We start from the raw sequence: 19,516 nt of genomic DNA on the forward strand, positions 1-19,516 counted from the left end.
GTCCCATCCCCTCGCGGCGGGCGAAGGTCCGCCGCATCTTCCCCATCTTCTCGCTACCTGGAGGTTGCATGAGCAACGCGCGCCCGCTTTCCGAGCTTTTCCCCCGTCTGGATGAGATTCCCGAGGCCTATCGTCCGGATGCACCGGTTACGCAGCGCGATTATCTGGTCGATGGCGAGCTGATGAACTGGGACGGTCCTATGGCCGAGGTACGCAGCCCGGTGTTCCTGCGCGAGGCGGACGGCTGCGAGCGCCAGGTAGTCCTTGGCAGTACGCCGCTGCTGGATGCCGACGCCGCGCTACGCGCATTGGACGCCGCTGTCGCCGCTTACGATAACGGCCGCGGCGCTTGGCCGACCATGCGCGTGGCTGAGCGCATCGCCCACGTCGAGAGCTTTCTGGCGCGCATGCGCGAGCAGCGCGAGGCGGTGGTCAAGCTGCTGATGTGGGAGATCGGCAAGAACCTCAAGGATTCCGAAAAGGAATTCGACCGCACCTGCGACTACATCGTCGACACCATTCATGCGCTGAAGGAGCTGGACCGCAGCTCCAGCCGCTTCGAGCTGGAGCAGGGTACGTTGGGGCAGATCCGTCGGGTACCGATGGGCGTGGCGCTTTGCATGGGGCCGTACAACTACCCGCTGAATGAAACCTTCACCACGCTGATCCCGGCGCTGATCATGGGTAACACGGTGGTGTTCAAACCGGCCAAGTTCGGTGTGCTGCTGGTACATCCGCTGCTCGAAGCCTTCCGCGACAGCTTCCCGGCCGGCGTCATCAACGTCATCTACGGCCGTGGTCGCGAGACAGTCAGTGCACTGATGGCCAGCGGCAAGATCGACGTGTTCGCCTTTATCGGCACGCACAAGGGCGCCGCCGATCTGAAGAAACTGCATCCGCGTCCGCACCGCCTGCGTGCTGCGCTGGGGCTGGACGCGAAGAACCCGGGCATCGTCCTGCCGCAGGTCGATCTGGACAACGCGGTGGAAGAGGCCGTGACCGGCGCGCTGTCGTTCAATGGCCAGCGTTGCACGGCATTGAAGATTCTCTTCGTGCACGAGGCGGTGCTCGATGGTTTCCTCGAACGCTTCGCTGCGCGGGTCAACGCGCTCAAGCCGGGCATGCCCTGGGAGCCGGGCGTGGCGCTGACGCCGCTGCCCGAGCCGGGCAAGACCGATTATCTGCATGCCGTGCTCGAAGACGCCGTGGCCAAGGGTGCGCGGGTGATCAATGCCGGCGGCGGCGAGTCGCACCAGACCTTCTTTCATCCGGCGGTGCTGAGCCCGGTTGATTCGTCCATGCGTGTCTATCACGAAGAGCAGTTCGGCCCGCTGGTGCCCGTAGTGCCGTACCGCGACCTGCAGGAAGTGATCGACTATGTGACCGCCTCCGATTACGGCCAGCAGCTGTCGATCTTCGGCAACGATCCGGCGCAGGTCGGCGAGCTGGTCGATGCCTTCGTCAACCAGGTCGGTCGCATCAACATCAATGCCCAGTGCCAGCGCGGGCCGGATAGCTATCCGTTCAACGGCCGCAAGAATTCGGCCGAGGGAACGCTGTCGGTACACGATGCGCTGCGGGTGTTCTCCATCCGCACCCTTGTGGCGACCCGTTTCAACGAGGCCAACAAGCAGTTGGTTGACACCATCATCCGGGAGCGTCGCTCGGGCTTCCTGACCACCGATTACATCTTCTGACGGAGCCTTGCCATGGCCTCGCCCGTGCTCGCCCAGCCGCTGTTGCTGGGCATGATGCGCCTGCTGGAATACCCCGAGCTGGGTGAACCCCAGGCACTGCTGGCGTTCATCGAACGCTGCGTCGAGCGCGGGCTGAACGGTTTCGACCATGCCGATATCTATGCTGGCGGGCGCTGCGAGGCGCACTTCGGCGTGGCCCTGCGTCAGGCGCCGGGGCTGCGTCAGCGCCTGCAGATCATCGGCAAGGCCGACATCGTACCGGCCGGGCAGGATTGTTCGCGCTGGCGGGTCAAGCACTACGACTCCAGCGCCCGCTATCTGCGCCAGGCGGTGGACGGCAGCCTGACGCGGCTGGGTGTTGAGCGGCTAGACGGTTTTCTGTTGCACCGGCCGGACCCGCTGTTGCAGGTCGACGAGGTGGCGGACACGCTGAACGACCTGATCGCCAGCGGCAAGGTCGGCTGGGTAGGGCTGTCAAACGCCGGGGTGTTGCATTGCCAGGCATTGGCGCAACGCGTGCCGCTGCGCTGCAACCAGATCGAACTCTCGCTGCAGGCCCAGCAAGGGGTATGGGACGGCGGTTTGCATGCCTTGCAGGCCGCGGGTCTGCAAGTGCTGGCCTGGTCGCCGATGGCCGGTGGGCGTTTCGGCGAGCGACTGCGCAGTGCGCTCGAGGAAGTCGCCGCTGATCGGGGCGCAACGGCCAATCAGGTGGCGCTGGCCTGGCTTCGGGAATTGCCCGGCAGCCCGTTGCCGATCCTCGGCAGCCTGCGCTGGGAACGTATCGAGGAGGCGCTGCTGGGCGCTGAATTAGAGCTGGACCGTCCCGCCTGGTTCTACCTCAGCGAAGCGGCCCGCGGGCATGAGGCGGCGTAGGGCTGAGTGTTCATCTGCCGCCAATCCAAGGTGGAAAATGCTTCGCAGTTTTCCACCCTACGGGGTGGTTCGTAGGGTGGATGACGCTTCACCCATCCACCGCGTGGCATTCGCGATGGGACCGCATCGGCTACATCTTTGATGACCATGCCCACGCTCCGGCGCCGACACGGGAGCTGCTGATGGTTCCACGCTGGAGCATGGGACCAACATCGATCTCCGTTCAGCAATCAGTAAACCTGCGATCGACGGACGCTGCGAGTGGTCCAAAACAGTGCGCCGCTGTGCTAGGGTCGCGTCCGCCGCGGGACGACCCGCTGGCATGTCGAATCGTGCGGGGACGGCCCTGCAGTTGATGGAGTCATCGTCATGCATTCGGCCTGGATCATGCTGATCGTAGCCGGCCTTCTGGAAGTGGGTTGGGCCATTGGCCTCAAGGCTTCCGAAGGCTTCACCCGCCCGCTACCCAGCGTGTTCACCATAGCGGCCATGGCTGGCAGCTTTTTCCTGCTCGCGCGTGCCATGCAGGTTCTGCCGGTGGGTACGGCCTACGGCATCTGGGTCGGTATCGGCGCATTGGGTACCGTGCTGCTGGGCATTCTCATCTTCGGCGAAAGCGCCTCGCCCGCGCGGCTGGTGAGCGTGCTGCTGTTGCTGGCTGGGCTGGTTGGTCTGAAGCTGAGCGCCTGAGGAATCTCTGCGGCGCTCACTCCCGAACGTGTGCCCGTCAGTCCTGCAGCTTCAGATGCGATATATCCGGCACCACGGCGGTGGTGTCGCGCGGCTTTTCGCCCATGTCGCTTCCCACCGGGGCAAGGCTGAACTGAGAAAGGTCCACGCGCGGCGCCTCTGGCTCGGGCCGGGCGTCCTGCAGGTCGACACCGATCGGCGCAATACCGAAGTCCGGTGCCTCGACGTCGGCGAAGGCCGCCATGTATTCGTCACGCGGCGTCACCTTGAGTGTGGCCGGGGCGTCGCTCGTTTTTCCTGCGCTGCTCTCGGTGCTGGCCGCGCTGGTCGCCGTCGATGCCGGAGGCGGCGCCAGTTCGATTTCCTCCACATCGACGGGCAGCGGTTTGAGTTCTACCTGCGCGCCGGCACGCTCCATCGCCTGGCGATATTTTTCGGCCGCGGCGAAGTCCAGATTCTGCTTGATCACGATGCGCCGGCCGGAGAACAGCAGCGCGATACGCTGGGCGTCGGCCTGGAACAGCTTGGTCAGGTTGGCCTCGACCTGCTCGAGCTTGGCGCCCGGGAGCAGTTGGCCGGAAAAGGCGATCTCGTAGAGACTCATGGTGCGGTTCCTTTTGTAACCGATGCCAGTGATCGTGGAGGCGGCGGGGCGCCTCGGGACGGAAACGTAAGCGAGGTGGCGATGATCTGGCAAAGCGCAAACTGCTGCACTCGCCGGTGTCACAAGTTTGCATGCCGCCATAGCGTCAGGGTAGCGGTGCGAACAGGGCGTCGATGTCGCGTTCGCCAAGCTGCAAGCTGCCGTCGACTGCACCTTCGAGTACACCTGCCGCGAGTTCGGCCTTGCGCGCCTGCAACTCGCGGATGCGCTCCTCGACGGTGCCGCGGCTAATAAGACGATAGACGAAGACCGGCTTGTCCTGGCCGATGCGATAGGCGCGGTCGGTCGCCTGGTTCTCCGCAGCGGGATTCCACCAGGGATCGTAGTGGATCACCGTATCCGCCGCCGTCAGGTTGAGCCCGGTGCCACCGGCCTTCAGGCTGATCAGGAACAGCGGCACTTCGCCGGCCTGGAAGCGCTCGACCGGTGTGCGTCGATCATCGGTCTCACCCGTCAGCTTGACGTACTCGATGCCGCGCTTGTGCAGCGCCTGCTCGATCAACGCCAGCATCGAGGTGAACTGGGAAAACAGCAGCACCCGCCGGCCTTCGCTCATCAGCTCGTCGAGCATCTCCAGCAGGCTGTCGAGCTTGCCGGAGCTGCTGCCGCGTGCGGCTCGTGCCGGCTCACCCTTCAGCAGGCGCAGGTCGCAGCAGACCTGACGCAGCTTGAGCAGCGCCTCGAGGATGACCATCTGGCTGCGCGCGAGTCCCTTGCGCTCGATCTCGTCGCGCACCTTGCGATCCATTGCCAGCCGCAAGGTCTCGTAGACCTCGCGCTGGACGTCATTCAGTTCGACCCAGTGGACGAACTCGTTCTTGGCCGGCAGCTCAGTGGCTACCTGTTCCTTGGTGCGCCGCAACAGGAACGGCCGAATGCGGGCGCGCAGGTGCGCCAGTCGTGCATCGTCGCCGTGTTTTTCGATCGGATTGCGGTACTCCTGGGTGAAGCTTTTGGCGTCTCCAAGCCACCCGGGCATGAGGAAGTGGAATAGCGACCAGAGCTCGCCGAGGTGATTCTCCAGCGGTGTGCCGGTCAGGCACAGGCGCTGCCGGGTCTGCATTTCGCGTACGGCCTGGGCCGCTTTGCCGGACGGGTTCTTGATGTGCTGCGCCTCGTCGAGAATGAGTAGGTGCAGCGGCTGCTCACGCAGTGCGGCTATGTCGCGCGTCAGCAGCGCATAGCTGGTCAGCAGTAGATCGTGCTCGCCAAGTTCGCCGAAGTGTTTCTGCCGGGTGCTGCCCTTGAGCGTCAATACCCGTAGCTGCGGGGCGAAACGGCTGGCCTCGTCCTGCCAGTTGGGAATCAGGCTGGTCGGCATCACCACCAGCGCCGGACGATCGAGCCGTCCTGCCTGCTTTTCGGCGAGGATGTGGGCAAGGCTCTGTAGCGTCTTGCCCAGGCCCATGTCGTCGCCGAGGATGCCGCCGGCGCCCAGCTCACGCAGCGTCTGCATCCAGACCAGGCCCTGCTGCTGGTAGGGCCGCAGTTTGCCAGCGAGCCCGGTTGGGGGCGGGCAGGCCTTGATATCAGGGTTGCGCAGGCGCCCGGCGAACTCACGCAGTCGTTCACCGCCTTTCCATTGCGGTGCCAGGCTGTCGAGCCCGGCCAGGCGCGCGCCGTCGGCCTTGCTCATACGCAGCGATGGCCCATCCATCTGCTCGCGCATGTAGAGCTCGCCGAGGGTGGCCAGAATCGGCTTGATGCGCCCCAGCGGTAGCGTCACGTGCAGCGCCTGCTTGTCGTGTTGTCCCGGCCGGTCCAGTTGCACGCGCAGCTGCTCCTCATCGCTACGCAGCGCGATGGCGCGAGGGCTGAGCAATTGAGGGTTCTGGCGGATCAGCCGCAACAGGATCGGCAGCATGCCGATACGCTGCCCGTTGACGATGATGCCGAGATCGAGATCGAACCAGTCCTCATCAGCTGACTCGTCGATCTGCGCGTACCAGCTGTCGATGGCGGTCAGGTCGTAGGCGAAGCCGGGATGGATATCGATCTGCCAGCCTTGTCGGCGCAGTTCGGGCAGTTGCTGCTGAACGAACCTGAGCCAGGCATCTTCGCCGGGCAGCTGGAACATCTCCGCCGACTCCTTCGGCAGCGCCAGGCTCTGGCGCAGCGCCGGCCGGAAGCCCAGCTGTTCAAGCTGTCTGCGCAGCGCCTGTTCGGCTTGGGGATGGCGTGCGATCAGCTGTAGCTCGTTGCCGACCAGATGGCGGACACGTTCGCCGTCGCGCTTGCCGTGGATGCGCGCGTCCCCATAGAGAAACGACAGGCCGGCGCGGTGCTGATGGTCGCTGACCATGCGCTGGTTACCCGGCTGGTAGTTGATTGCCAGATGACTGCCGAGACTGAGCAGCGGCACGGGCGGCAGATCGTCGATCAGCCGTTCGTCGCGAGGTGCCAGCGGAGGGCTCATCTGCCGGGCCCTCTGTGCCGGAGTGCGGCAAGGCAGGCCAGCCGGCTACCGGCCGGATATCGGCGCGAAATGCTCATAGTGGTTTCAGTTCGATCAGCAGCCCGAGGCTGCCATGGTCGATGTAGGTCAGACGCCCAGGGACCAGGCGAACGCGCTGCGTCAGACGCTCGCTGGCGAGCAGTTGGCCGTACTCGCCGAAGCGGTTCACCCAGAAGGTCATGTCAGTCTGCATATAGCGCCCGGGTCTGACCCTCAGCAGACCCTGAATCGGGTAGTGCTCGAATTGGCGTTGCCCCTGGTGCAGTGCAATGGTCGGCGCATCTTCGCTGACTGCTTGCTGCCAGGCGCGTTGCATCAGTACCTGGTAGCCCTGGTCCGGCGTAAGCCTGGCGGCGACATGCTCGAGGGCTGGCTGGCGTTCGGCGCGCCTGTCCAGCACCTGCGCACTATCGGCCCAGTCGTAGGGCGCGTGCTGGCTGGCTTCCAGTGGCGGGGCGTGGCGAAACAGGATCAGCTCGACGCGATATAGCGCCTCGGCGTGAGCCTGAGGCGCCAGCAGCGTCAGCAGCAAGACCAGATAGCGAAGTGGCATCTACGATCCTTGCTCGTTGGGCGCCAGCCGCTCGAGCAGCGCTTCCAGCGTATTGAAGCGTTCCTCCGGGCGTTCCATCGGCACCTGGAATTTGAACAGCGTGGCGCCTTCGAACTTGTAGCGATTCGGCTGGCTCTGGATCAGCTTGATCAGCACCATCGGGTCGACCGAGGTGTCGGCTGAGAACTCGATGCGCCCACCCTGCGGGCCTGCGTCGATCTTGGTAATGCCGAGCTTTTCCGCCTGCAGCTTGAGCAGTGTCAGGCGCACCAGGTTCTTCGTCGGTTCCGGTAGCAGGCCGAAGCGGTCGATCATCTCCACCTGCAGTTCTTTCAGCCCGTCTTCGTCGGCCGCATTGGCAATGCGCTTGTAGAGGATCAGGCGGGCATGCACATCCGGCAGGTAGTCTTCCGGGATCAGGGCTGCCAGGCGCAGGTTGATTTCCGGCCCGCCGCCGAGCGGCTGCTCCAGATTCGGCTGCTCGCCCTTGCGGATCGCTTTGACCGCGCGCTCGAGCATTTCCATATAAAGGGTGAAGCCAACCGCCTGGATCTGCCCGCTCTGGCCCTCGCCGAGCAGCTCGCCGGCGCCGCGGATTTCCAGGTCGTGGGTGGCGAGTACAAAGCCTGCACCGAGGTCCTGGGCATTGGCGATGGCCTCCAGACGCTTCTGCGCGTCATCGGTCATTGCCTTGCGGGTCGGGGTCAGCAGATAGGCATAGGCCTGGTGGTGACTGCGCCCGACCCGGCCACGCAGCTGGTGCAGCTGCGCAAGGCCGAACTTGTCGGCGCGCTCGATGATGATGGTGTTGGCACTCGGCACGTCGATGCCGGTTTCGATAATGGTCGAGGCCACCAGCACGTTGAAACGCTTGTGGTAGAAGTCGCTCATGACCTGTTCGAGGTCACGCTCGCGCATTTGCCCGTGGCCGATCGCGACGCGTGCCTCCGGCACCAGTGCCTGCAGGTCGGCGGCGCATTTCTCGATGGTCTTCACATCGTTGTGCAGGTAATAGACCTGGCCGCCGCGCAACAGCTCGCGCAGCAGCGCCTCCTTGATCACGGTGTTCTGCTGTTCCATGACGAAGGTGCGAACCGACAGCCGGCGCGCCGGCGGCGTGGCGATGATCGACAGGTCGCGCATGCCGGCGATGGACATGTTCAGCGTGCGTGGAATCGGCGTGGCGGTCAGCGTGAGAATGTCCACTTCGCTGCGCAATGCCTTGAGCTGTTCCTTCTGGCGCACGCCGAAACGGTGTTCCTCGTCGATGATGACCAGGCCCAGGTTGCTGAACTTGACGTCATCCTGCAGTAGCTTGTGGGTGCCGATGAGAATATCGATCTTGCCCTCGGCAAGCTCGGCGATAGCGTTCTGCACTTCCTTGGCGGACTTGAAGCGGCTCATCACCTCGACCCGCACTGGCCAGTCGGCGAAGCGGTCGCGGAAGCTGTTGTAGTGCTGCTGAGCGAGCAGGGTGGTCGGCACCAGTACGCCAACCTGCCGGCCGCCATGGACGGCGATGAAGGCGGCGCGCATGGCCACCTCGGTCTTGCCAAAGCCGACGTCACCACAGACCAGACGATCCATCGGCTTGGCCGACAGCAGGTCCTCGCGTACCGCGTCGATGGCGGCCTGCTGATCGGGCGTCTCTTCGAACGGAAAGCCTGCGGCGAACGTCTCGTAGTCGACCTGCGGGTCCTTGAAGGCATAACCCTCGCGTGCGGCGCGGCGGGCGTAAATATCCAGCAGCTCGGCCGCGACATCGCGGACCTGCTCGGCCGCCTTACGCTTGGCTTTCTGCCAGGTTTCCGAGCCGAGCCGGTGCAGTGGCGCGAGCGCGTCGTCGCTGCCTGTATAGCGGGCGATCAGGTGCAGGCTGGCGACCGGTACGTAGAGCTTGGCGTCCTCGGCGTACTGCAGCAGCAGGAATTCCTGCGCCTGGCCTTCGATCTCCAGGGTAACCAGGCCCTGGTAGCGACCGACACCGTGATCGATGTGCACCACCGGCGAGCCTTCGCGCAGCTCGGTGAGGTTCTTGATGACGTTCTCGCCACCGTCGCGACTCTTCTCGCGTCGCCGGCGCTGCATGACGCGCTGACCGAACAGCGGGCTTTCCGCAACCAGTGCGACGTCGTCCAGTTGCAGGCCTTCGTCGAGCGGAGCGATGGTGATCGCCAGGCGCTCCTGGCTGGCGAGGAATTCCTCCCAGCCTTCGACTTCTTGCGGGCGCAGCTTCAGACGGGCGAGCAGCTCCAGCAATACTTCGCGGCGGCCGGCTGATTCGGCAGTAAACAGCACACGCCCGGCATATTCGTCGAGGAAGCGTCGTAGCTTGCCCAGCGGTTCGCTCGCCTTGGCCTCGATTGCCAGTTCCGGCAGGGCCTGCGCGGTGAAGCGTTCGCGGCCGATGCCAGGCTCGACATCCTGTTGGCTGGCGACCACACGCGGCCAGAGCTTGAGCCGAGCGAAGCAGTCCTCCACCGGCATGAACAGTTCGGCCGGCGGCAGCAGCGGTCGCTCGGGGTCGACGCGGCGTTCTTCGTAGCGATTGCGAACGTCGCTCCAGAACTGCTCGGCGGCCTGCTCGATGCCGGGCAGGGAGAACACCTGGCTGTCTTCAGGCAGGTAGTCGAAAAGCGTCGCGGTTTCTTCGTAGAACAGCGGTAGGTAATACTCGATGCCCGCTGGGGTGATGCCGGTAGAGAGGTCCTGGTAGATCGGGCAGCGGCGGAAGTCGACGTCGAAACGCTCGCGAAAACGCGCGCGGAAGCCGGTGACTGCCTCCTTCTTCAGGGGGAACTCGCGTGCTGGCAACAGGCGGATCGACTCGACCTTGTCGATCGAGCGCTGGTTCTCCGGATCGAAGGTGCGCAGTGTCTCGATCTCGTCATCGAACAGGTCGATGCGGTAGGGCAGGGGGCTGCCCATGGGGAACAGGTCGATCAACGCGCCGCGCACGGCGAACTCGCCGTGCTCGTACACGGTGTCCACGCAGCGATAGCCGGCTGCTTCCAGGCGCAGGCGCATCTGCTCCACATCCAGCTTCTGCCCGACGTCCAGCACCAGGCTCGAACCCAGCAGGAAGCGCTTTGGCGCTAGCCTGTGTAGGGCGGTGGTGATCGGCACTACCAGCACGCCGTGGCTCAGCTCCGGTAGTTGGTAGAGGGCGGCAATACGCTGGGAGACGATGTCCTGGTGCGGCGAGAAGATGTCGTAGGGCAGCGTTTCCCAGTCAGGAAAATGCAATACCGCCAGCTGTGGCGCGAAGAAGGCGAGTTCTTCCTGCAGGCGCTCGGCGCTCTGGCTGTCGGCAGTGAGCAGGAGCGTGAAGCGTTTGGCGTTGCTGGCTGCTTCGGCAATCGCCAGGCTTAGCGCAGCTCCTGGAAGATTGCCCCAATGTTGCTTGCCGCTGGCGGCAGGCAGGGGGGGAAGGCGCAAGACGGACACGAGTGGGCGTGGCTCCGATCAAAAAATAGGCCGCCGGGATTGTAACTATCGAGGCGCTTGGCTGTCAGTGTTTCGTCCGCTGCAGATTGCCGGCGCTAGGGTGCGCCGTCATAATGTAGCCCCTTTTCTCAGCCCCTACATGTTGGAAGGAACTGCCCGTGACTCAGAAGCCCGACCAGTGTCTTGGTGAATGGATTGACCGCGAAGCGCTCGCCGAAGCGATGATTCCGCTGATTGGTCAGCTGTATCGCAACAACAACGTGGTGACTTCGATCTACGGCCGTGGCCTGATCAATCGTTCGGTGATCGCCATCCTCAAGGCACACCGTTTCGCCCGTCACCGCATCGCCGACGAAACCGAGCTGTCGGTGCACGACACCTTCCAGATCCTCAAGACGATGAGCGAAATGAACCTGGGCGCCGCTTCGGTGGACCTGGGCAAGCTGGTCGCCAAGTACAAGGAAGTGGGCAACGGTCGCAATCTCGAGCAGTTCGTCCGTGAAGAGCTGGCTGAGGTGGCCGACAAGCGTCACGCCGCAGCTGGTCACAAAGGCACTGACGTGGTTCTCTACGGGTTCGGCCGTATCGGCCGTCTGCTGGCGCGTATCCTGATCGAGAAAACCGGTGGTGGCGACGGCCTGCGCCTGCGCGCCATCGTCGTGCGCAAGGGCGCGGACAACGATCTGGTCAAGCGTGCCAGCCTGCTGCGTCGCGACTCGGTGCATGGTCCTTTCGATGGCACCATCACCATCGACGAAGAGAACAGCACCATCACCGCCAACGGCAACCTGATTCAGGTGATCTACTCCAACGATCCGTCCTCGGTGGATTACACCCAGTACGGCATCGAGAACGCGCTGCTTGTCGACAACACTGGCAAGTGGCGTGACGCTGAAGGCCTGGGTCAGCACCTCAAGTGCCCGGGTGTTGCTCGCGTCGTATTGACCGCGCCGGGCAAGGGTGAGCTGAAGAATATCGTGCATGGCATCAACCATGGCGACATCACCGCCGATGACAAGATCATCTCCGCCGCATCCTGCACCACCAACGCCATCGTGCCGGTGCTCAAGGCGGTGAACGATCAGTACGGCATCGTCAACGGTCACGTGGAAACGGTGCATTCGTACACCAACGACCAGAACCTGATCGACAACTTCCACAAGGGCAGTCGTCGTGGTCGCAGCGCTGCGCTGAACATGGTGATCACCGAAACGGGTGCCGCCACCGCTGCAGCCAAGGCACTGCCGGTGCTTAAAGGCAAGCTGACTGGCAACGCGATCCGCGTCCCTACGCCGAACGTGTCCATGGCAATTCTCAACCTGAACCTGGAGAAGGCCACCAGTCGCGAAGAGATCAACGAGTACCTGCGCCAGATGGCCATGCACTCGGATCTGCAGAAACAGATCGACTTCGTCAACTCTCAGGAAGTTGTATCCACTGATTTCGTCGGATCGCGCCATGCTGGCGTGGTGGATGCCGAAGCGACCATTTGCAACGACAACCGTGTCGTGCTTTACGTCTGGTACGACAACGAGTTCGGCTACAGCTGTCAGGTCGTGCGGGTGATGGAAGACATGGCAGGGGTTAACCCGCCAGCCTTCCCGCGCTAAACGCTGCGGACGGTGAAATCGAAACGGGAGCCTCGGCTCCCGTTTCGCGTTTCTGGGCGGTAGTAATAGCGCGAGCTGCCGGGGTTGAGCGGCCGAGCGGTCGGCTCGATTTCGTGCGCCGCTAATTTTGCTTCTCTTGTTTCGAGTCAAAAATCCGCAATGCTTGGGTGGTCAGTCAAGGTCCGCGACCTCTATAATCGGGCGGATTTTTTACCTGGGTCCGCGACATGGTGTCGCGTCAATAACGTATTGGCGCGCGCGGCGCAATCCTACTTTGCGCCATGCCGCTGGGCCTGCAAAAAAAGCTTTCTAAAATCAGTGGTTAGGCAAACCGATGATCAATATAAAACGAGGGCTTGATTTGCCCATAGCCGGTGCGCCGGCGCAGCGTATCGAGGCCGGCAGGCCCGTGCGCAGCGTCGCCGTCGTCGGCTTCGACTATCCGACCATGAAGCCAACCATGGCTGTTCAGGTCGGTGATCGGGTTAAGCTGGGGCAGATCCTTTTTTCCGACAAGAAGTCCGAAGGCGTGCATTACACCGCGCCCGGCGCCGGTGTCATCAGTGCAGTTCACCGCGGCGAAAAGCGCGTGCTGCAATCGGTGGTCATCGACCTCGAGGGCGATGAAGAGGTCACCTTCACGAGCTATTCGCCAGCCCAGCTGGATGGTCTGAGCGGCGAGCAGGTGCGTGAAAACCTGCAGCAGTCAGGCCTGTGGACCGCGCTGCGCACGCGCCCGTTCAGCAAGGTGCCGGCCGTCGATGCCACGCCTGCCTCGATTTTCGTGACCGCGATCGACACGCATCCGCTGGCAGCCGATCCGGCGATCATCATCGCTGAACAGCCTGAAGCCTTTGAAGCCGGACTCAAGGTCCTGACTAATCTGGCCAAGGTGTTCCTGTGCAAGGCGCCAAATGCCTCGTTGCCAGGCGAGTCCCTGGCCAAGGTTCAGGTCGAAAGCTTCAACGGTCCGCATCCTGCCGGGCTGGCTGGTACCCACATCCATTTCCTCGACCCGGTAAGCGCCAGCAAAAGCGTCTGGACCATCGGTTATCAGGACGTGATTGCCGTGGGCAAGCTGTTCACCAGTGGGCGTTTGTCGGTGGAGCGCGTTGTCGCCCTGGCCGGCCCGGTGGTCGAGCAGCCACGTCTGGTACGTGCCCGTCTCGGTGCCAACCTCGACGAACTGACCGCTGGTGAGCTGCAACCCGGAGCCAATCGCGTCGTTTCCGGCTCGCTGCTGGGTGGTCGTACCGCCCATGGTGCGTTCACCTACCTTGGTCGCTACCACCAGCAGGTTTCCTGCCTGCGTGAGGGCAAGGAGCGCGAGATGCTCCATTACATGCGCCCGGGCGTCGACAAGCATTCGATCCTCAATATCTATATCTCCAAGCTGATGGCCGGCAAGAAGTTCGCCTTCTCTACCTCCACCAACGGCAGCCCACGGGCGATGGTGCCGGTAGGTAACTACGAAGAGGTCATGCCGCTGGACGTCCTGCCGACCCAGTTGCTGCGTGCACTGATCGTGGGTGACACCGAAGTGGCGCAGAAACTCGGTTGCCTGGAGCTGGATGAAGAAGATCTGGCGCTGTGCAGCTATGTCTGTGCCGGGAAATACGAATACGGCCCGATCCTGCGGGACAATCTGACCCGCATCGAGAAGGAGGGTTAAGGCATGGGCATTCGCGCATTCCTCGACAAGATCGAGCATCATTTCGAAAAAGGCGGCAAGTACGAGAAGTGGTACGCGCTTTACGAAGCGGCCGACACCTTCCTCTATCGTCCCGGCAGCGTCACCAAGACCACGGCCCACGTGCGCGACGGCATCGACCTCAAGCGCATGATGATCACCGTCTGGATGTGTACCTTCCCGGCGATGTTCTTCGGCATGTGGAACACCGGCTACCAGGCCAACCTGATCTTCGCGCAGAGCCCTGATCTGCTCGCAGCTCAGGAAGGCTGGCGCTTCGGTCTGATCGGCGCACTGGCGGGCTTCGATCCGAACAGTCTCTGGGATAACTTCATCCAGGGCGCAGCCTACTTCCTTCCGATCTACGCGGTGACCTTCATCGTCGGTGGGTTCTGGGAAGTGCTGTTCGCTTCGATCCGCAAGCACGAGGTCAACGAGGGCTTCTTCGTTACGTCCGTGTTGTTCGCCCTGATCCTGCCGCCGAGCATTCCGCTGTGGCAGGTCGCGCTGGGTATCAGCTTCGGCGTGGTAATCGGCAAGGAAATCTTCGGTGGTACCGGCAAGAACTTCCTGAACCCGGCGCTTACTGCGCGGGCGTTCCTGTTCTTCGCCTACCCGGCACAGATGTCCGGTGACGGCGTCTGGACTGCGGTCGATGGCTATGCCGGCGCAACTGCGCTGAGCCTCGGTTTCGTCGGCGGTATCGAAAACGTGATCGACAACGGCATCACCTGGATGGACGCCTTCGTCGGTACCATTCATGGCTCGATCGGTGAAACCAGCACGCTGGCGATCTTCATCGGCGGCGTGATCCTGATCGGTAGCAAGATTGCCTCCTGGCGCATCGTTTCCGGTGTGATGCTCGGCATGATCGGTCTGAGCTTCCTGTTCAACCTGATCGGTTCCGACACCAACCCGCTGTTCGGCATGCCCTGGTACTGGCACATGGTCGTCGGTGGCTTCGCCTTCGGCATGATCTTCATGGCGACCGACCCGGTGTCGGCCTCCATGACCAATACCGGCAAGTGGGTGTTCGGCATCCTGATCGGTGTGATGGTCGTGCTGATCCGCGTGGTCAACCCCGCCTTCCCGGAAGGCATGATGCTGGCGATCCTGTTCGCCAACCTGTGTGCGCCGCTGATTGACCATTTCGTCATTCAGGCCAATATCAAGCGGAGGCTGGCACGTAATGTCTAGTCAGAAAGAATCCACCGTTCGCACGCTGACGGTAGCCCTGTTGGTCTGCCTGGTGTGCTCCATCTTCGTGGCTGGCGCCGCCGTGGCGCTTCGCCCGACTCAGCAGGAAAACCGTCTGCTGGACAAGCAGCGCAGCATCCTGGCGATCGCCGGTCTGGGCGAGGCGGGCATGTCCGGTAATCAGGTCAAGCAGTTGTTCAACGAGCGCATCGTCGCCCGTCTGGTCGATCTGGAAACCGGCAAGTTCAGCGATGAATTCGAAGCCAAGACCTTCGATCCGCTCGCCGCTGCCAAGGACCCTGCGCTGTCCCAGGCGCTGCCTGGGGAGCAGGATATTGCCTCGATCAAGCGTCGCGAGCGTTACAGCACCGTTTATATCGTCGAAGGGCAGGGCGAGGGCGAGATCGATACGCTGATCCTGCCGGTTCGTGGCTACGGTCTCTGGTCGACGCTCTATGGCTTCATGGCAGTCGAGGGTGACCTGAATACCGTTGCCGGCTTCGGCTTCTACCAGCACGGTGAAACCCCGGGCCTTGGCGGTGAGGTCGACAATCCGAAGTGGCGCGGCATGTGGCCCGGCAAGGAACTGTACGACGACAACGGCAAACTGGCGGTGCAGATCGTCAAGGGCGGTGCCGACCCTCAGAGCCCGAAAGCCGACCACCAGGTCGATGCCCTGGCCGGTGCGACCCTGACCAGCAACGGCGTCAACTCGCTGTTGCACTTCTGGTTGGGCGAGAACGGCTTCGGTCCATTTATCGCTAATCTGCGCGCTGGGGAGGCTTGATCATGTCGCAACCCACTGTCAAAGAAGTTCTGCTCAATCCGATCTTCAATAACAACCCCATCGGCCTGCAGATTCTCGGAATCTGCTCGGCGCTGGCCGTCACCTCCAACCTGAACACAGCGCTGGTGATGTCTGTCGCGCTGACCCTGGTGGTGGCGTTTTCCAACCTGTTCATCTCGATGATCCGCAGCCAGATCCCCAACTCGATCCGCATGATCGTGCAGATGGTGATCATCGCCTCGCTGGTGATCCTGGTGGATCAGGTGCTCAAGGCCTACGCGTTCTCGCTGTCCAAGCAGCTCTCGGTGTTCGTCGGTCTGATCATCACCAACTGCATCGTGATGGGGCGTGCGGAAGCGTTTGCCATGCAGAACCCGCCAATGCTGTCGTTCTTCGACGGTATCGGCAACGGGCTGGGCTATAGCGCCATGCTGATTGCACTCGGCTTCATTCGCGAGCTGACTGGTGCTGGCAAACTGATGGGTTACACCATTCTGCCCGTCGTCAACGACGGCGGTTGGTATCAGCCCAACGGCATGATGCTGCTGCCGCCTTCGGCATTCTTCCTGATCGGCCTGTTCATCTGGGGCATTCGTGCCTGGAAGAAGGAGCAGGTCGAAAAGCCTGCCTTCAAGATGGCGCCGCAAGTCTCGAACAAGGAGGCTTACTAATGGAGCATTACATCAGCCTGTTCGTCCGTGCCGTGTTCATCGAGAACATGGCCCTGGCGTTCTTCCTTGGCATGTGTACCTTCATCGCGATTTCCAAGAAGGTGGAAACCGCCATTGGCCTGGGTATCGCGGTCATCGTGGTGCAGGCCATTACCGTGCCTGCCAACAACCTGATCTACACCTACCTGCTGAAAGCCGGAGCTTTGTCCTGGGCAGGATTGCCAGATGTGGACCTGAGCTTTCTCGGTCTGCTCAGCTATATCGGCGTGATCGCGGCCATTGTGCAAATCTTGGAAATGCTGCTGGATAAGTACGTACCTAGCCTCTACAACGCACTGGGCGTATTCCTGCCGCTGATCACCGTGAACTGCGCCATCATGGGCGGCACTTTGTTCATGGTCGAGCGTGACTACAACCTGGGCGAGAGTGTCGTCTACGGGTTCGGCTCCGGCGCATCCTGGGCGCTGGCCATTGCTTTGCTGGCCGGTATTCGCGAGAAACTGAAGTACAGCGATGTTCCGGATGGGTTGCAGGGGTTGGGTATCACCTTCATCACCATCGGACTGATGTCGCTGGGCTTCATGTCTTTCTCTGGCGTACAGCTGTAAGGACGGAACGAACTGATGAGTTACGAAATTTTCCTCGCCATCGGTATGTTCACCGCCATCGTGCTTGCGCTGGTGGTGATCATCCTGGCTGCACGCGCCAAGCTGGTATCCAGCGGTGACGTGTCAATCGAAATCAACGGTGAGCGTACGATTACCGTGCCCGCCGGTGGCAAGTTGCTGCAGACTCTGGCCGCCAACAACATCTTCCTCTCGTCAGCCTGTGGTGGCGGCGGTACCTGCGCGCAGTGCAAGTGCATCGTCGAGAGCGGTGGTGGCGAGATGCTGCCTACCGAGGAGTCGCACTTCACCCGTCGCGAGGCGGGCGAGGGCTGGCGCCTGTCCTGCCAGACTCCGGTCAAGGCGGACATGAAGATCGAAGTGCCGGAAGAAGTCTTCGGCGTGAAGAAGTGGGAATGCACCGTTGAGTCCAATCCGAACGTCGCGACCTTCATCAAGGAACTGACACTCAAGCTGCCGGAAGGCGAGAACGTCGACTTCCGCGCTGGTGGTTATGTGCAGCTCGAGTGCCCGCCGCATGAAGTGCGTTACCGGGACTTCGACATTCAGGAAGAGTATCGCGGCGACTGGGACAAGTTCGACCAGTGGAAGTACGTGTCGAAGTGCGACGAGACCGTCATTCGCGCCTACTCCATGGCGAACTATCCGGAAGAGCGTGGCCTGGTGAAGTTCAACATCCGTATCGCCTCACCGCCGCCAGGCCGTGACGATATTCCGCCGGGCAAGATGTCATCCTATGTCTTCAGCCTGAAGCCGGGCGACAAGATCACCGTTTACGGACCGTTCGGCGAGTTTTTCGCCAAGGACACCGACGCCGAGATGGTCTTCATCGGCGGTGGCGCGGGGATGGCACCGATGCGCTCGCACATCTTCGACCAGCTCAAGCGTCTCAAGTCCAAGCGCAAGATGAGCTTCTGGTATGGCGCGCGCTCCATGCGCGAGGCATTCTACGTGGAAGAGTACGACCAGTTGCAGGCGGAGAATCCGAACTTCCAATGGCATCTGGCCCTGTCCGATCCGCTGCCGGAAGATAACTGGGATGGTCCGACCGGCTTTATCCACAACGTGCTGTACGAGAACTATCTGAAGGATCATCCGGCTCCGGAAGATTGCGAGTTCTACATGTGCGGGCCGCCCATGATGAACGCATCGGTGATCAAGATGCTCACCGACCTCGGCGTCGAGCCGGAGAATATTCTGCTCGACGACTTCGGCGGCTAGCATGACCCGAGCGTCACTGCAGGCTCTCCATGCTGTCGTGTACCTCCGGCCCGTCATCGCTGTCGCTCTCGCGGCAGCCCTGACGGGCTGTCTGTTTCAGGACAGGGTCGAGGTCATCAGCGGCCCAACGATGGGCAGCACCTATACCGTCAAGTACGTAAGCAGCGGCGACGTCCCGTCCAGGGAGGAGCTGCACGGTGAAGTCGAGGCCATTCTCGGCGACATCGACAAACAGCTGTCCACCTACCGAAGCGATTCCGATGTCGAGCGCTTCAATGCGCTGCCCGCCGGAAGCTGCGAGTCGATGCCGGATACGGTGCGCGAATTGGTCGCAGCGGGCGATCAGCTATCGGCCGACAGCGATGGCGCGTTCGATCTTACACTCGAGCCATTGCTGAACCTTTGGGGCTTCGGTCCGCAAGGTCGTGCCGAACAGGTTCCATCCGCGGCGGATATCGAGGCTGCGCGGGCGTTGACCGGCCATCGGCATCTACGTATCGATGGCGATCAGTTGTGCAAGACGGTGGCGCTGCAGCTGGACTTCAACAGTATTGCTGCCGGTTATGCGGTTGATCGCGTTGTCGATCGTTTGAAGGCGCTCGGCGTAGAGAGTTACCTCGTTGAGATCACTGGCGAGCTCAAGGCTGAGGGCCGCAAGCCCGATGATTCACCGTGGCGCATAGCCATTGAAGCGCCCAGGGATGACCAGCGGGTTGCGCAGAAGATCGTCGAACTCGATGGTCTGGGCGTATCCACCTCCGGCGACTATCGAAACTATTTCGAGCAGGACGGCCGGCGTTATTCACATACCCTGGACCCGCAAAGCGGCAGACCGATCGAGCATCACCTCGCTGCGGTGACGGTCATCGATAAATCGACTTTGCGTGCTGACGGGTTGTCTACCGCGTTGATGGTGCTCGGCCCCGAGCGGGGGCTGGCACTGGCAGAGCGTAATGCGATCGCCGCGTTCTTCGTCGTGCGCGAGGGGCAAGGCTTCGTAACAACGAGCACCAAGGCTTTTGACGAGCTGTTCGGTGCGGGAGTAGAGCAATGACTTGGTTACTGGTTTTTCTGGTGATGCTGCTTGTGGTATTCGGCATGGCCATCGGCGTGATCATGGGACGCAAGCCCATCGCGGGTTCCTGCGGGGGTATCGCCAATCTGGGCATCGAGAAGGAGTGCTCCATCTGTGGCGGTAGCCGCGAGAAGTGCGAAGAAGTGAACGAGGCGAAGAACGCGGGTAACGCCGATCTCGCCTACGACGCCACCAAGCGTTGATGTGAACCTTTGCGCGTCCAGGCAGCCCTGAGCGGGCTTGCCTGACCGGGCTCC

16 protein-coding genes are annotated in these 19,516 nt (G+C 62.3%); 12 read left to right on the forward strand and 4 right to left on the reverse strand.

The genetic code is table 11. The annotated features are described in order from the left end of the window. The first annotated feature begins 68 nt into the window (after positions 1-68). From IEG05_RS06430 to sugE, 3 genes are all read left to right on the forward strand, one after another. Complete coding sequence (locus IEG05_RS06430; protein WP_003299666.1) at positions 69-1,697, forward strand: NADP-dependent glyceraldehyde-3-phosphate dehydrogenase; 1,629 nt, start codon at positions 69-71, stop codon at positions 1,695-1,697. Positions 1,698-1,709: 12 nt separating this feature from the next. After that, on the forward strand, positions 1,710-2,573 hold the full coding sequence (locus IEG05_RS06435) for an aldo/keto reductase (protein WP_046618654.1): 864 nt from the start codon (positions 1,710-1,712) through the stop codon (positions 2,571-2,573). Positions 2,574-2,942: 369 nt separating this feature from the next. After that, positions 2,943-3,263 (forward strand): quaternary ammonium compound efflux SMR transporter SugE, encoded by a 321-nt coding sequence (gene sugE, locus IEG05_RS06440; protein ID WP_046618651.1) that lies wholly within the window; start codon positions 2,943-2,945, stop codon positions 3,261-3,263. Between the two features lie 37 nt (positions 3,264-3,300). On the opposite strand, the gene IEG05_RS06445 is transcribed toward sugE, so the two are convergent. The 4 genes from IEG05_RS06445 to mfd all read right to left on the reverse strand — a co-directional run bounded on the left by IEG05_RS06445 (position 3,301) and on the right by mfd (position 10,382). Further along, a complete protein-coding gene (locus IEG05_RS06445; RefSeq protein ID WP_023446743.1) occupies positions 3,301-3,867 on the reverse strand; it encodes a hypothetical protein in 567 nt (188 codons plus the stop codon). Positions 3,868-4,012: 145 nt separating this feature from the next. Further along, positions 4,013-6,343 (reverse strand): DEAD/DEAH box helicase, encoded by a 2,331-nt coding sequence (locus IEG05_RS06450; RefSeq protein ID WP_046618649.1) that lies wholly within the window; start codon positions 6,341-6,343, stop codon positions 4,013-4,015. Between the two features lie 73 nt (positions 6,344-6,416). Then, on the reverse strand, positions 6,417-6,935 hold the full coding sequence (locus tag IEG05_RS06455) for a CsiV family protein (protein WP_046618648.1): 519 nt from the start codon (positions 6,933-6,935) through the stop codon (positions 6,417-6,419). Then, on the reverse strand, positions 6,936-10,382 hold the full coding sequence (gene mfd, locus IEG05_RS06460) for a transcription-repair coupling factor (RefSeq protein WP_014820921.1): 3,447 nt from the start codon (positions 10,380-10,382) through the stop codon (positions 6,936-6,938). Positions 10,383-10,540: 158 nt separating this feature from the next. Between mfd and IEG05_RS06465 the strand changes: the two genes are divergently transcribed. The 9 genes from IEG05_RS06465 to nqrM all read left to right on the forward strand — a co-directional run bounded on the left by IEG05_RS06465 (position 10,541) and on the right by nqrM (position 19,462). After that, positions 10,541-11,992, forward strand: a complete 1,452-nt coding sequence (locus IEG05_RS06465) for a glyceraldehyde-3-phosphate dehydrogenase (RefSeq protein ID WP_003299659.1) — start codon at positions 10,541-10,543, stop codon at positions 11,990-11,992. A 334-nt stretch (positions 11,993-12,326) separates the two neighbouring features. Continuing rightward, on the forward strand, positions 12,327-13,664 hold the full coding sequence (locus IEG05_RS06470) for a Na(+)-translocating NADH-quinone reductase subunit A (RefSeq protein WP_046618646.1): 1,338 nt from the start codon (positions 12,327-12,329) through the stop codon (positions 13,662-13,664). Positions 13,665-13,667: 3 nt separating this feature from the next. Further along, positions 13,668-14,879 carry an NADH:ubiquinone reductase (Na(+)-transporting) subunit B gene (locus IEG05_RS06475; RefSeq protein WP_044316179.1) on the forward strand — a complete coding sequence of 404 codons (1,212 nt, stop codon included), beginning with the start codon at positions 13,668-13,670 and terminating at the stop codon, positions 14,877-14,879. Continuing rightward, entirely contained in the window at positions 14,872-15,666 is a 795-nt protein-coding gene (locus tag IEG05_RS06480) for a Na(+)-translocating NADH-quinone reductase subunit C (RefSeq protein WP_046618644.1), read from the forward strand. The genes IEG05_RS06475 and IEG05_RS06480 overlap by 8 nt, the downstream gene beginning before the upstream one ends. Then, entirely contained in the window at positions 15,663-16,337 is a 675-nt protein-coding gene (locus IEG05_RS06485; RefSeq protein ID WP_172602757.1) for an NADH:ubiquinone reductase (Na(+)-transporting) subunit D, read from the forward strand. The genes IEG05_RS06480 and IEG05_RS06485 overlap by 4 nt, the downstream gene beginning before the upstream one ends. Then, positions 16,337-16,945: an NADH:ubiquinone reductase (Na(+)-transporting) subunit E gene (gene nqrE / locus IEG05_RS06490; RefSeq protein WP_003283709.1), complete on the forward strand. Its 609-nt coding sequence runs from the start codon at positions 16,337-16,339 to the stop codon at positions 16,943-16,945. Before IEG05_RS06485 ends, nqrE begins: the two co-directional genes overlap by 1 nt. A 12-nt stretch (positions 16,946-16,957) precedes the next feature. After that, positions 16,958-18,184, forward strand: a complete 1,227-nt coding sequence (gene nqrF / locus IEG05_RS06495; protein ID WP_172602804.1) for an NADH:ubiquinone reductase (Na(+)-transporting) subunit F — start codon at positions 16,958-16,960, stop codon at positions 18,182-18,184. A gap of 130 nt (positions 18,185-18,314) precedes the next feature. Further along, the gene (locus IEG05_RS06500; RefSeq protein ID WP_046618688.1) at positions 18,315-19,238 is read left to right on the forward strand and encodes an FAD:protein FMN transferase; all 924 of its coding nucleotides are present in this window, start codon (positions 18,315-18,317) and stop codon (positions 19,236-19,238) included. Further along, entirely contained in the window at positions 19,235-19,462 is a 228-nt protein-coding gene (nqrM, locus tag IEG05_RS06505; protein WP_003283705.1) for a (Na+)-NQR maturation NqrM, read from the forward strand. Before IEG05_RS06500 ends, nqrM begins: the two co-directional genes overlap by 4 nt. Positions 19,463-19,516: the final 54 nt, after the last annotated feature.

Source organism: Stutzerimonas kunmingensis (genome assembly GCF_014764705.1).
Classification (GTDB): Bacteria; Pseudomonadota; Gammaproteobacteria; order Pseudomonadales; family Pseudomonadaceae; genus Stutzerimonas.

Excerpts from the sequence above, each read along its gene's own strand:
- IEG05_RS06430 (WP_003299666.1), top strand. The coding sequence starts at position 69 with ATGAGCAACGCGCGCCCGCTTTCCGAGCTTTTCCCCCGTCTGGATGAG.
- IEG05_RS06435 (WP_046618654.1), top strand. The coding sequence starts at position 1,710 with ATGGCCTCGCCCGTGCTCGCCCAGCCGCTGTTGCTGGGCATGATGCGC.
- sugE (WP_046618651.1), top strand. The coding sequence starts at position 2,943 with ATGCATTCGGCCTGGATCATGCTGATCGTAGCCGGCCTTCTGGAAGTG.
- IEG05_RS06445 (WP_023446743.1), bottom strand. The coding sequence starts at position 3,867 with ATGAGTCTCTACGAGATCGCCTTTTCCGGCCAACTGCTCCCGGGCGCC.
- IEG05_RS06450 (WP_046618649.1), bottom strand. The coding sequence starts at position 6,343 with ATGAGCCCTCCGCTGGCACCTCGCGACGAACGGCTGATCGACGATCTG.
- IEG05_RS06455 (WP_046618648.1), bottom strand. The coding sequence starts at position 6,935 with ATGCCACTTCGCTATCTGGTCTTGCTGCTGACGCTGCTGGCGCCTCAG.
- IEG05_RS06470 (WP_046618646.1), top strand. The coding sequence starts at position 12,327 with ATGATCAATATAAAACGAGGGCTTGATTTGCCCATAGCCGGTGCGCCG.
- IEG05_RS06475 (WP_044316179.1), top strand. The coding sequence starts at position 13,668 with ATGGGCATTCGCGCATTCCTCGACAAGATCGAGCATCATTTCGAAAAA.
- IEG05_RS06480 (WP_046618644.1), top strand. The coding sequence starts at position 14,872 with ATGTCTAGTCAGAAAGAATCCACCGTTCGCACGCTGACGGTAGCCCTG.
- nqrE (WP_003283709.1), top strand. The coding sequence starts at position 16,337 with ATGGAGCATTACATCAGCCTGTTCGTCCGTGCCGTGTTCATCGAGAAC.
- IEG05_RS06500 (WP_046618688.1), top strand. The coding sequence starts at position 18,315 with ATGGGCAGCACCTATACCGTCAAGTACGTAAGCAGCGGCGACGTCCCG.
- nqrM (WP_003283705.1), top strand. The coding sequence starts at position 19,235 with ATGACTTGGTTACTGGTTTTTCTGGTGATGCTGCTTGTGGTATTCGGC.